General features: G+C 65.6%; 11 protein-coding genes. 8 read left to right on the top strand and 3 right to left on the bottom strand.

The window, feature by feature from the left end; genetic code table 11:
* Window positions 1–66 precede the first annotated feature (66 nt).
* Window positions 67–1014, bottom strand: coding sequence for a LysR family transcriptional regulator (locus LOY22_RS22285; RefSeq protein ID WP_045197201.1), 948 nt, complete (start codon window positions 1012–1014; stop codon window positions 67–69).
* Between the two features lie 186 nt (window positions 1015–1200).
* Here LOY22_RS22285 and LOY22_RS22280 point away from each other — a divergent pair, with 186 nt between their 5' ends.
* Genes LOY22_RS22280 through LOY22_RS22265 form a run of 4 tightly spaced genes read left to right on the top strand, consistent with a single transcriptional unit; the run spans window position 1201 to window position 5978 of the window.
* Entirely contained in the window at window positions 1201–2727 is a 1527-nt protein-coding gene (locus LOY22_RS22280) for an efflux transporter outer membrane subunit (protein ID WP_258594837.1), read from the top strand.
* Window positions 2724–4910, top strand: a complete 2187-nt coding sequence (locus tag LOY22_RS22275; protein ID WP_045197206.1) for an FUSC family protein — start codon at window positions 2724–2726, stop codon at window positions 4908–4910. Before LOY22_RS22280 ends, LOY22_RS22275 begins: the two co-directional genes overlap by 4 nt.
* Window positions 4900–5100, top strand: coding sequence for a DUF1656 domain-containing protein (locus LOY22_RS22270; RefSeq protein WP_028943216.1), 201 nt, complete (start codon window positions 4900–4902; stop codon window positions 5098–5100). Before LOY22_RS22275 ends, LOY22_RS22270 begins: the two co-directional genes overlap by 11 nt.
* An 11-nt stretch (window positions 5101–5111) precedes the next feature.
* Window positions 5112–5978: an HlyD family secretion protein gene (locus LOY22_RS22265; protein ID WP_258594834.1), complete on the top strand. Its 867-nt coding sequence runs from the start codon at window positions 5112–5114 to the stop codon at window positions 5976–5978.
* A 7-nt stretch (window positions 5979–5985) separates the two neighbouring features.
* Here LOY22_RS22265 and LOY22_RS22260 read toward each other — a convergent pair whose 3' ends face one another.
* Window positions 5986–6438, bottom strand: coding sequence for a universal stress protein (locus LOY22_RS22260; protein ID WP_258594832.1), 453 nt, complete (start codon window positions 6436–6438; stop codon window positions 5986–5988).
* A gap of 162 nt (window positions 6439–6600) precedes the next feature.
* On the opposite strand from LOY22_RS22260, the gene LOY22_RS22255 reads away from it, so the two are divergent.
* The 4 genes from LOY22_RS22255 to LOY22_RS22240 all read left to right on the top strand — a co-directional run bounded on the left by LOY22_RS22255 (window position 6601) and on the right by LOY22_RS22240 (window position 11704).
* Window positions 6601–7506: a LysR family transcriptional regulator gene (locus tag LOY22_RS22255; RefSeq protein WP_045197211.1), complete on the top strand. Its 906-nt coding sequence runs from the start codon at window positions 6601–6603 to the stop codon at window positions 7504–7506.
* 111 nt (window positions 7507–7617) lie between these two features.
* The gene (locus tag LOY22_RS22250) at window positions 7618–9159 is read left to right on the top strand and encodes an MFS transporter (RefSeq protein WP_258594830.1); all 1542 of its coding nucleotides are present in this window, start codon (window positions 7618–7620) and stop codon (window positions 9157–9159) included.
* 23 nt (window positions 9160–9182) lie between these two features.
* Window positions 9183–10253: an HlyD family secretion protein gene (locus LOY22_RS22245; protein WP_213603305.1), complete on the top strand. Its 1071-nt coding sequence runs from the start codon at window positions 9183–9185 to the stop codon at window positions 10251–10253.
* Complete coding sequence (locus tag LOY22_RS22240) at window positions 10250–11704, top strand: efflux transporter outer membrane subunit (protein ID WP_258594827.1); 1455 nt, start codon at window positions 10250–10252, stop codon at window positions 11702–11704. Before LOY22_RS22245 ends, LOY22_RS22240 begins: the two co-directional genes overlap by 4 nt.
* A 41-nt stretch (window positions 11705–11745) precedes the next feature.
* Here LOY22_RS22240 and LOY22_RS22235 read toward each other — a convergent pair whose 3' ends face one another.
* Window positions 11746–12570, bottom strand: coding sequence for an SDR family oxidoreductase (locus tag LOY22_RS22235; RefSeq protein ID WP_093379686.1), 825 nt, complete (start codon window positions 12568–12570; stop codon window positions 11746–11748).
* Between the last annotated feature and the right edge of the window lie 8 nt (window positions 12571–12578).

Genomic DNA, 12578 nt, shown 5'->3' with positions numbered 1-12578 from the left:
ATCTCTGCGGGCGGTGGAGAATGGGTAGCACGCTATCATTCTCCACCACCGCTGTGCAGCAAGATTTCAGGTGGCGATGCGCAGTTCGTGGGTTTTCAGGTCCGCTTCATGGGCGGCGAGAATTTCCGGCAGCGAGTTGCGCAGGTACTCGACCCAGGTCTTGATCTTGGCATCCAGGTACTGGCGCGACGGGTAGATCGCGTACAGGTTCAGCTCCTGCAGGCGGTACTCGGGCATTACCCGCACCAGCGAGCCATCGCGCAGGCCCTCTATGGCCGAGTAGATCGGCAGCACGCCAACGCCCATGCCGCTGCGGATCGCGGTTTTCATCGCATCGGCGGAGTTCACCTGGAACGGCGCCTGGGTAATGTTCACCACTTCCTGGCCTTCGGGCCCGTCGAACAGCCATTTTTCCAGCGGGATCACCGGGCTGACCATGCGCAGGCAGGCGTGGTTGAGCAGGTCGCTGGGCTTGTGGGCGATACCGTGGCGCTTCACGTATTCGGGCGAGGCGCAGACGATGCTGTAGGTAATGCCCAGGCGCTGGGAGACGAAGCCCGAGTCCGGCAGCTCGCTGGCCAGCACGATCGACACGTCGTAGCCCTCGTCGAGCAGGTCCGGCACGCGGTTGGCCATGGTCAGGTCGAAGGTCACGTCCGGGTGGGTTTCGCGGTAGCGGGCGATGGCATCGATGACGAAATGCTGGCCGACCCCGGTCATCGAATGCACCTTGAGCTGCCCGGCCGGGCGCGCATGGGCGTCGCTGGCTTCGGCTTCGGCTTCTTCGACGTAGGTAAGAATCTGTTCGCAGCGCATCAGGTAGCGCTTGCCGGCTTCGGTCAGGGCAATGCGCCGGGTGGTGCGGTTGAGCAGGCGGGTTTGCAGATGGGCTTCAAGATTGGAGACCGCCCGCGATACGTTGGCGGTGGTCGTATCCAGTTGCACGGCTGCGGCAGTGAAGCTGCCGACTTGCGCGACGCAACTAAAAGCACGCATGTTTTGCAGGGTGTCCATGGGTCGCTCTCAAAGTAGACGACAAATTGTGACATGAAGTAACCGGGGCGGTCTTCAGACTAAAGCCGGATTATCGCTGTTTTCGTAACAAAGATTCGCAGTAATGCACGCTTATCGCCAGTGCGGCGGCCCCCTAGAATTGCCTCTCCAAGCGTCATCCACCTTCTACGTCGGGAATTCGCAGCTGTGCCGCGTCGCATTATCAGAGCGCTCAATGCGCTCAGTGCCTGTGCCTTTAGCTTGACCTTGAGCGGCTGTATCGGAACCTGGGGCATTGCCCCGCAAAGCAAGACGCTGCAAGCCAATACCCTGACCACCGACGCGGCCATCCGTGAAGCCGCCCTCGACGCCCACTGGCCCGAGCAGCAATGGTGGCGGGCCTACGGCGACCCGCAACTCGATCGCTGGATCGCCCTGGCCGTACACGACAGCCCCAGCATGGCCATGGCCGCCGCCCGTGTGCGCGAAGCCAGGGCCATGGCCGGGGTGGTCGAGTCGGCGGAGAAACTGCAGGTCAACGGCCAGTCGACGCTCAAGCGCCACAACTGGCCGGAAGACCAGTTCTATGGCCCCGGCGCACTGTCGGGTTCCAACACCTGGGACAACAATGCCGCTTTGGGCTTCAGTTACGCCCTCGACCTCTGGGGCCGCGAACGCAATGCCAGCGAGCAGGCCGTGGACATGGCCCACATGAGCGTGGCCCAGGCCCGTCAGGCCCAGCTCGAGCTGCAGAACAACATCGTCAAGGTCTATATCCAGCTGTCGCTGCACTTTGCCCAGCGCGATATCGTCAAGGCCGAGCTTGAGCAGCAGGAGCAGATCCTGGCCTTGGCCGAACGGCGCCTGGCCGGCGGTATCGGCACCCATTTCGAAGTCAGCCAGGCGCAGACGCCGCTGCCGGAAACCCGCCGCCAGCTCGATGCCCTGAATGAAGAAATCGCCCTGGCGCGTAATCAACTGGCGGCGTTGGCCGGCAAAGGGCCGGGGAAGGGCGCGCAGTTGCAGCGCCCGCAACTGGCCCTGGGTACCGCGTTGAAGCTGCCCTCGGCGTTGCCCGCCGAACTGGTCGGCCAGCGCCCGGACGTGGTCGCCAGCCGCTGGCAGGTGGCGGCCCAGGCCCGTGGTATCGATGTCGCCCATGCAGGCTTCTTCCCCAATGTCGACCTGGTCGGTGGTCTCGGCTTCATGGCCACCGGTGGCGGCGCGCTGGAGTTTCTGACCGGGCGCAAATTCAACTACAACGTCGGCCCGGCGATCAGCCTGCCGGTGTTCGACGGCGGCCGCCTGCGCTCGCAGCTGGGGGTTGCCTCGGCCGGTTACGACATCGCCGTGGCGCACTACAACCAGACCGTGGTCGAGGCGCTCAAGGGCATTTCCGACCAGCTGATTCGTCGTGAGTCGATGAACGAGCAGCAGCACTTTGCCGCCGAGTCGGTGGCTTCGGCGCAAAAAACCTACGACATCGCCATGATCGCTTTTCAGCGCGGCCTGACCGATTACCTCAATGTGCTCAACGCGCAAACCCAGTTATTCCGCCAGCAGCAGATCCAGCAGCAGGTCCAGGCTGCGCGCCTGAGTGCCCATGCCGAGCTGGTTACGGCCCTGGGCGGCGGCCTGGGCGCGGGTAGCGATGTGCCCGGCGAAGACCGTCAGCAGGCGCCGAAGACCCCGGCGACCCTGGCGATTTTCGATAAGCCGGTTCACGCCCAATGAGCGCGCTGACCCTGCCGTTTCGCTGGCTGGCCACCCTGGAGTGGCGTCGCGGGTTCTTTGAATGGCTGCGCACCGACGGGGTGACCTGGGTGTACATCTTCAAGGTCCTCAGCGCCGCCTTCCTGACCCTGTGGCTGGCCATGCGCCTGGAGTTGCCGCAACCGCGCACGGCGATGATCACCGTGTTCATCGTCATGCAGCCGCAGAGCGGCCATGTGTTCGCCAAGAGCTTCTACCGGCTGCTCGGCACCCTGGCCGGCTCTTCGATGATGGTCGCGCTGATCGCCTTGTTTCCGCAAAACACCGAGCTGTTCCTGCCGAGCCTGGCGATCTGGGTCGGCCTGTGTTCGGCCGGTGCCATGCGCTACCGCACCTTCCGCGCCTATGGTTTCGTGCTCGCCGGTTATACCGCGGCGATGGTCGGCTTGCCGGCCTTGCAGCACCCCGACGGCGCGTTCATGGCCGCCGTGTGGCGGGTGCTGGAGATCTCCCTGGGGATTCTGGTCTCGACCCTGGTCAGCGCCGCGATTTTGCCGCAGTCGGCCAGTGCCTCGATGCGCAACGCCCTGTACCAGCGCTTCGGCGTGTTCGCCGGTTTCGTTGCCGAGGGCCTGCGCGGCGACAGCCAGCGCGACCGCTTCGAAAGCAGCAACGTGCGTTTTATCGCCGAGGCCGTGGGCCTGGAGAGCCTGCGCAGCGTTACCGCCTTCGAAGACCCGCACATGCGCCGGCGTAACGGTCGCCTGGGGCGGATGAACAGCGAATTCATGGCCATCACCACGCGCTTCAACGCCTTGCACCAGTTGCTTGAGCGCTTGCGTTTGCGTGGGCCGCTGCAGATCGTCACCGCCATCGAACCCGGGCTCACCGCCCTGGCCGAGCTGCTCGACGGTTATGCCGGGCGCGGCCTCACCGAGCGCGATGCGGCGCGCCTGGCCGAGCAACTGGCGGCCTACAAGGAAGGCTTGCCGGAGCGCGTGCGCACGCTGCGCGCGGCCTATGTCGAAAGCGGCCCGAGCGACGCCGACCTGCTGGATTTTCACACCGCCTATGAGCTGCTGTACCGCTTCGTCGACGACATGCACAGCTACGCCCAGACCCACGCCTCGCTGACCGAACACAACCATGCCCGCGAGCAGTGGGATGAGCCCTATGTCGCGCAGACCAACTGGATGGCTTCGCTGGCCGCCGGTGTGCGCGCTTCGTTCATTTTGCTGGTGCTGGGCAGTTTCTGGATTCTTACCGCCTGGCCGAGCGGGGCGATGATGACCCTGATCGCCGCTGCCACCGTCGGCCTCTCGGCGGCGACGCCGAACCCCAAGCGCATGTCGTTCCAGATGGCCTGCGGCACTTTGTTCGGCGCCTTTGTCGGCTTCTTCGAAACCTTCTTCGTGTTCCCCTGGATCGACGGTTTCCCGTTGCTGTGCCTGGTGCTGGCGCCGGTGTTCGTGTTCGGTGCGTTCCTCGCCTCGCGCCCGGCCTATGCCGGTTATGGCCTGGGCCTGCTGATCTTTTTTGCCACCGGTTCCGTGCCCGACAACCTGACCATCTACAACCCCTACAACTTCATCAACGACTACATCGCCATGGTCATCGGCATGCTGGTCTGCGCCGCTGCCGGGGCGATCATCCTGCCGCCCAACAGCCGCTGGTTGTGGAGCCGCCTGGAGCAGGACCTGCGCGCCCAGGTGCTGTATGCAATTACCGGGCGCCTGCGCGGCCTGGGTTCGAGCTTCGAAAGCCGCACCCGCGACCTGCTGCACCAGGCCTATGGCCTGGCGGTCGGCCAGCCGTTGGTGCAGAGCAAGCTGCTGCGCTGGATGTTCGTGGTGCTTGAGGTTGGCCACGCGATCATCGAGCTGCGCAAGGAACAGGCAATCTTGCCAGTGCACCCGTGCTATGCCGAATCGCAGCCCTGGCGCCAGGCCATCCGGGTCATGGGCCGGGCGTTGGCGCGGCTGTTCATGCAACCGAGCGCCAGCAACCACGAGCGCGCCCTGGTGGCGGTGGATCACGCCATCAGCCGCGTACAAGCCACCGACGAGCCGTTCGCCCGCCACTTCGACACCTCGGCCCTGCGCCGGGTGCAGAGCTACCTGCACTTCATCCGTACTTCGTTGCTCGACCCTCAGTCGCCGCTGGCCGAACTGGCCCCGGCCAAAGGACTGCCCCATGCCTCGTGAAATCGCCTTCCATGGCGTCTACATGCCGACCATGACCTTGATGTTCCTGTTCGCCGCCGGGCTTGCCTGGGGCCTGGACCGGTTCATCGCCAGCCATGACGGCTACCGCTTTTTCTGGCACCCGGCGCTGCTGCGCCTGTGCCTGTTTATCTGCCTGTTCGGATCCATGGCCCTGACTCTCTACCGTTGAGACCCCTGTTGATGAAAAAGTTTTTCAGCCTGATCGCCACCTTGCTCGTGCTGGCCGCTGCCGTGGTGATCGGTCGCCAGCTCTGGGTGCATTACATGAACACGCCCTGGACCCGCGACGGGCGGGTGCGCGCCGATATCATCAACGTCGCCGCCGACGTGCCGGGCTATGTGGTCGACGTGCCGGTGCGCGACAACCAGTTGGTGAAGAAGGGCGACGTGCTGCTGCAGATCGACCCCGAGCATTACGAGGTGGCGGTCCGCCAGGCCCAGGCGCTGGTAGCCTCGCGCAAGGCCACCTGGGAGATGCGCAAGGTCAACGCCCATCGCCGCGCCGACATGGACAACCTGGTGATCTCGCGGGAGAACCGTGACGATGCCAGCAACATCGCCAACTCGGCGCTGGCCGATTACCAGCAGGCCCAGGCCCAGCTGGCGGCGGCCGAACTGGACCTCAAGCGGACCCGGATCCTCGCCACGGTCGATGGCTATGTCACCAACCTCAACGTCCATCGCGGCGATTACGCGCGCACCGGCGAGGCGAAGATGGCGGTGGTCGACAAGGACTCGTTCTGGGTTTATGGCTTTTTCGAAGAAACCAAGCTGCCGCACGTGCGCGTGGGTGACCAGGCCGAGCTGCAGATGATGAGCGGCGAGCGGCTCAAGGGCCACGTCGAGAGCATCTCGCGCGGTATCTATGACCGCGACAACCCTGAAAGCCGAGAATTGATCGCCGACGTCAACCCGACCTTCAACTGGGTGCGCCTGGCCCAGCGGGTGCCGGTGCGGATTCACATCGATGAAGTGCCGGAAGGTTTTTTGCTGGCGGCGGGGACCACCTGCACAGTGGTGGTCAAGCCGGCTCGGAAAGAAGGCTAAAAGCGCCTCAAGCCTGGCGCGAATCCACCAGCACCGGGCAACTGACCTGATCGATCACCTTGTTGCTGATCGACGGATCGAGCAATCGCCCGAGGCGGTTCAAGTGCCGGTGGCCGATGATGATCAGCTCGCACTCAAGCGCGCGGGCAGCAGTCACGATGGCCGCCACCGGCTCGCCCGGCACCAGCCTGCCTTCGCTCTCGAAGCCCAGCGCCCGCAGGTTCTCCAGGGCCTGGCGCACGGCCTGGACGGCATGGCGCTGCTCATCGGTGGCCGCCGGGTATTCCTGCTGGTCGTACAGGCTGATCGCCCCCGGGCCGTCGCTCAGGGCGAAGGCGCTGTCGATGGCCAGCACCACCTGCAGGCGATGGCAGTTGGGCAAACAGTACTGTTGCGCGAGCTCGACCAGGCCCTGGGAGGCGGGCGATCCATCGATGGCAATCAATACGGGGCTGAGCATGGGCGGCTTCTCTGGGCGGCAGTCGAGCCGGCTATTGTTGAGGATCGGCGGCCAGCGGATAAATAGCCTGGCATGCACTGTGTAGTTGCGTGACGCGCAACCCGGTGGCCGCTGCCGAGCTGTTAAGATCGGCCCTTGTTTACCCGTCATGGATGCCTGGCAATGCAGATCCCGGATATGAACCTGTTGGTCGCTCTCGATGCCCTGCTTGATGAGGGCAGTGTGGTCGGCGCAGCGCGGCGCATGAACCTCAGCCCGGCGGCCATGAGCCGGACCCTGGGGCGAATCCGCGAGGCCATCGGCGACCCGATCCTGGTCCGCGCCGGCCGTGGCCTGGTGCCGACGCCGCGGGCGCTGGCCCTGCACGAGCAGGTGCGGGCCCTGGTCGAGCAGGCCGGGCTGGTGTTTCGCAGCCGCGAAGAAGTCGACCTGGCAACCCTCGACCGGGCTTTCAACATTCGCACCAACGACCTGTTCATCGCCCTGTATGGCGCGCAACTGCTGCAGATGATGCACGAGCAGGCCCCGCACACCGTGCTGCGTTTTGTCCCGGAAGGCGGTGGTGACGATGATGCGGTGCTGCGCGACGGCGGCACTGACCTGATCGTCAGCTCGACCATCGACCTGGGCCCCGAGATCAAGATGCAGAGCCTGTTCAACACCATCTACGTCGGCCTGGCGCGCCAGGATCACCCGATCTTCGAGGCCGAAATCACCCCCCAGCGCTTTGCCGCCTACCCGCAGATCAGCGTCTCGCGCCGCGGCCGCGCCAACGGCCCGATCGATGTCGAGCTGGCCAACTACAAGGTGCAGCGGCGGGTGGCGCTGATCACCCCGAGCTTTCATTCGGCGATGTTCTCCTTGCCTGACTCCGACCTGTTGCTGCCGATGCCGGCCAATATCCTCAGCAGCGTGACCAAGCTCGGCCTGCCGCTGCGCTCGTTCCACATCCCGTTGCCACTGGAACGGGTGACGGTGATGCAGGCCTGGCACCCGCGTTTTGACAACGACCCGGCCCACCGCTGGCTGCGCCAGACCCTCAAGGCGTGCTGCAGCGAGCAGCGCTGAACCGGCCGATTGCGTTTGCTGCACTAGTAAACTGCCAATATGTCAGTTTTCGTAAGCATTGCCCCTTCATAGACTTGCGCCGGTTCTTTTGTTTGTCCGGAGATGTCTGTGATGAGTTCGCTGACCGCGACTCCTTTACCTGTGCTGCCCCCACCGGTTGCCGTTACGGCGGCGCCGGCGGCTTTTGGCACGCGCATTCTGGTCGGCCTGCTCGGGGTACTGCTGGCGGTGCTCTGCGCCGGCCTCAACGAGATGGTCACCAAAGCCTCGCTGGCCGATATCCGTGGTGGCATGTTCATCGGCGCCGATGAAGGCGCCTGGCTGATCGCGGTGTATTCGGCGGCGTCGGTCTCGGCCATGGCCTTTTCGCCGTGGCTGGCGGCGACCTTTTCCCTGCGCCGTTTTACCCTGTGCGCCATTGCCGTGTTTGCCCTGCTCGGGCTGGTGCAGCCGTATGCGCCCAACCTGTCCAGCCTGATGCTGCTGCGCACCTTGCAGGGCCTGGCATCGGGGGCGTTGCCGCCGATGCTGATGAGCGTCGCCCTGCGTTTCCTGCCGCCGGGGATCAAGGTCTACGGCCTGGCCGGCTATGCCTTGACCGCGACCTTCGGGCCCAACCTGGGCACGCCGCTGGCCGGGTTGTGGACTGAATATGTCGGCTGGCAGTGGGCGTTCTGGCAGATCATTCTGCCGTCATTGCTGGCAATGGCCTGTGTTGCCTGGGGCCTGCCCCAGGACCCGCTGCGCCTGGAGCGTTTCAGGCAGTTCGACTGGCGCGGGCTGCTGCTCGGCCTGCCGGCCATCTGCACGCTGGTGATCGGCCTGACCCTGGGGGATCGCATGGGCTGGTTCGACTCGCCGCTGATCTGCTGGCTGCTCGGCGGCGGCCTGGTGCTGCTGGTGCTGTTCCTGTGCAACGAGTGGTCCGAGCCGCTGCCATTCTTCAAGCTGCAGATGCTCAAGGTGCGCAACCTGACCCACGCCCTGGTGACCCTGTTCGGCGTGCTGATCGTGCTGACGGCAGTGATCATCATCCCCTCCAGCTACCTGGCGCAGATCCAGGGTTACCGCCCGGCGCAGACCGGCCCGCTGATGCTGCTGGTGGCCTTGCCGCAGTTGCTGGCGCTGCCGCTGGTGGCGGCGCTGTGCAACATTCGCGCAGTGGATTGCCGCTGGGTGCTGGCGGCGGGGCTGGGCATGTTGTCGCTGTCGTGCGCGCTGGGCACCCAGCTCACCAGCGTGTGGATTCGCGACAACTTCTACCTGCTGCAACTGCTGCACATCTTCGGCCAGCCGATGTCGGTGATCCCCTTGCTGATGCTGGCCACCGGCGGCATGACCCCACAGGACGGGCCGTTTGCCTCGGCCTGGTTCAACACGGTCAAGGGCCTGGCTTCGGTGGTTGCGGCCGGCTTGATCGAGGCGCTGACCACCGTGCGCCGGCATTTTCACTCCAATGCGCTGGTCGACAGCCTGGGCAATTCGCCGCTGGCCGACAGCAGCGCCCCGGGCCTGGCCAGGCGCATCCATGAACAAGCCCTGGTGCTGACCTCGGCCGATCTTTACCTGTGCATGGCACTGCTGGCTGCGGCGCTGATTGTACTGATTCCTTTTGTGCCTACCCGGATCTACCCACCGCGCGCGGTGGCCTAGGTTTGCGGATTTGAGAGAAAGACATGACCACGACAACAACTCACCGAAAAACCGCCTTGATCGTCGCCGCCCTGGTGGTGGCAGGGATTGCCGGCGTGTTCGGCCCGATGCTGCTGGGCCACGACAGCGCGCAGAGCACCAACGACGCCTACGTGTCTGCCGACTACACGGTGATCGCACCGAAGGTGGCCGGCTTTATCAAGCAGGTGCTGGTGGAGGACAACCAGCAGGTCAAGGCCGGCCAGTTGCTGGCGCAGATCGACGACCGCGACTACCAGGCGGCGCTGGCGGCGGCGCAGGCGCAACTGCTGGTGTCCAGCGCGCAAAGCCACAACGCCCGGGCGACCCTCGAGCGCCAGGCCTCGCTGATCGACCAGGCCCAGGCCGCGGTCAGTGCCGACCAGGCTGAGCTGGCCTTCGCCAATCACGAACTGACCCGCCACAGCCGCCTGGCCGAGCAGGGCGCCGGTACCGTGCAGAACGCCCAGCAGGCGCGCAGCCGGGTTGATCAGGCGCGGGCGCGGCTGGCCAACTCGCAGGCGGCGCTGGCGGCGGCGCGCAAGCAGGTGGATATCCTCAGCGCCCAGGTCGACAGCGCCGAAGGGGGCTTCAAACATGCCCAGGCAAGCCTTGAGCGGGCGCAACTGGACCTGTCGTACACGCGCATCGTCGCACCCATCGACGGCATGGTCGGCGAGCGCGCGCTGCGCGTTGGCGCCTACGTCAACCCGGGGGCGCGGTTGCTGTCGGTGGTGCCGCTGGAGCACGCCTATGTGCTCGGCAACTTCCAGGAAACCCAACTGACCCACGTGCAACCCGGGCAGCCGGTGCAGATCCGCGTGGACACCTTCGCCGATGAATACCTGCACGGGCGGGTCGAGAGCATCGCCCCGGCTACCGGTGTCACCTTCGCGGCGGTCAAGCCGGACAACGCCACCGGCAACTTCACCAAGGTGGTGCAGCGCATTCCGGTGAAAATTGTCTTCGACGCCAACCAGCCATTGCTGGATCGCCTGCGGGTCGGCATGTCGGTGGTGGCCACGATCGATACCGGCGCGAGCCTGAGTACCGGTAAAGAGGTCAGCGCCCGATGAAACCTGCATTCGCCCTTTGCCCGCTGCTGCTGAGCCTGCTGGCCGGCTGCAGCCTGGGCCCGGATTTCAGCGCGCCTGACAGCCATGCCCCGGCCGCATGGCCGGCGCTGCAGGAAACCCCCGCCGCCAGTCAGGCCCAGGCCACACCGCTGGAGCAGCGCTGGTGGGAAAGCTTTCACGACCCCAAGCTCAGTGCCCTGATCGAGCGCGCCAGCCAGCGCAACCTCGACCTGCAGATCGCCAGCGCGCGCTTGCTGCAAAGCCGCGCGCTGCGCATGAGCATCGCTTCCGAGCAAACCCCGTCGGTTGATCTGGGCGGCGGATACAGCCGGGCGCGCAACAGTGCCGAAGGCCTCAACGACCCGTCCGGCAACGGCGGCAAGTCGGCCTTCAGCCTCTGGCAGGGCGACTTTACCGCCAGTTGGGAGCTTGACCTCTGGGGCCGCGTACGCCGCCAGGTCGAAGCCGCCGACGCGGTGGTCGAAGTCGCCGAGAACGACCGCCGTGGCGTGCTGTTGTCGCTGCTGGCCGAGACCGCCGGCAACTACATCCAGCTGCGAGCGGTGCAGAGCACCCTGGCCGTCACCCGGGAGAACCTTGAGGTTTCGCGGCACAGCCTGCGCCTGTCGCAAATGCGCCTGCGCGACGGGGTAGCCACCGCCCTCGATGTGGCCCAGGCCAGTGCCCAGGTCGCCTCGGTCGAGGCCCGCCTGCCGACCCTGGAAGAGCGCCAGGCACAATTGATCAACGCCCTCGGCCTGTTGCTGGCCGAGCCGCCACGCAGCCTGCAGGCCGAATTGCTGGAGCCAGGCGCGATGCCGACGCCGCAGCAACGCTTTGCCATCGGCGTGCCGTCGGAGCTGGCCGAGCGGCGCCCGGACATTCTTCAGGCCGAGGCCCAGCTGCATGCCGCCACCGCCAGTATCGGGGTGGCCAAGGCGGATTTTTATCCGAGCATCCGCTTGTCGGGCAATGTCGGTCTGCAGTCACTGCAGTTGTCGGATTTCGGCAGCTGGGATGCGCGTCGATTCGCCATCGGCCCGCAACTGAACTTGCCGATTTTCGAAGGCGGGCGCCTGCGCGGCGTGCTCAAGTTGCGCGAAGCCCAGCAGCAGGAAGCGGCTCTGCGCTACCAGCAGGTGGTACTGCGCGCCTGGCACGAAATCGACGATGTGCTGCGCCTGTACAACGCCAGCCAGTTGCGTCGTGACCTGCTCGAAGAGGCCGTGCGCCAGAACCGCATCGCCCTGCAGACCGCGCAGCAGCAGTATGTCGAGGGCGCCGTGGACTTTCTCAATGTACTCAGCGTGCAGGGCGCCTTGCTGGCCAGCCAGGAGCAGTGGGTCGAAAGTTCGGCGGCGGTGTCCCAGGCCCTGGTTGGCTTGTACAAGTCGCTGGGCGGTGGATGGCAGCCGTTCAGCGAGCCGTTGCAGACCGCCGCCCAGGGGTGATCGTTGCGCGGTCATGCACCCGGCGTGCTGCGCTCGATCGCCTAGAGCGCGCGGTCCAGGCCGAAGCGTTTTTTCAGCACGCGCTGCAGCAAGCCCCGCGGCAGCCAGTTTTGCAGCAGCGGCAAGGCGCGGCTGCCATTGCCCAGGCGTACCAGCGCCGCCGGCTCTGGCTGGCGCACGGCCTTGAGGACATCGCGGGCGAAGTCGGCCGCTGGGGTCGGTTTGTCCTGGGAGGCGCGTGAGCGGGCACGGATGCCTTCGCGCAGCGGCCACCACGGCGATTGTTCACCGATCAGTTGTTCGGCTTCGTGCCCGGCGTTGCTGGCGAATTGCGAGGCAATTGCGCCAGGCTGTACTTCCATGACCCGTATGCCAAAGGGCGCCACTTCCAGGCGCAAGGCTTCGCTCAGGGCGTGCACGGCCGCCTTGGAGGCGCAGTAGGCGCCGGCGAACGGCGTGACCAGTACCCCGGAAACACTACCGATATTCACCACCAGGCCTTTGTTGCGGCGTAGCGCCGGGAACAATGCGCGGGTGACCCCGACCACGGCGAACACATTGGTTTCGAATTGCCGGCGCATCGCCTCGGCGCCGCCATCGAGCAGCGGCCCCATGGCGCCGTAGCCGGCGTTGTTGATCAGTACATCGAGGCCCTGGCCGTGCTGTTCCAGTTCACCGGCCAGCTGCGTCAGCGCCTGCTGGTCATTGACGTCCAGTTGGCGGGCATTGAAGCCGCTGGCGGCCAGGCGGTCTACGTCCTCGGCCTTGCGCGCCGTGGCCCAGACCTCGAAACCGGCATTCTTGAAGGTCTCGGCCAAAGCCAGACCGATACCGCTGGAGCATCCGGTGATCAACACGCTGGGCATGAGCTGCT

The organism is Pseudomonas sp. B21-035 (assembly GCF_024748945.1).
Classification (GTDB): Bacteria; Pseudomonadota; Gammaproteobacteria; order Pseudomonadales; family Pseudomonadaceae; genus Aquipseudomonas.
This window is presented reverse-complemented; position numbering and strand designations above follow the sequence as displayed.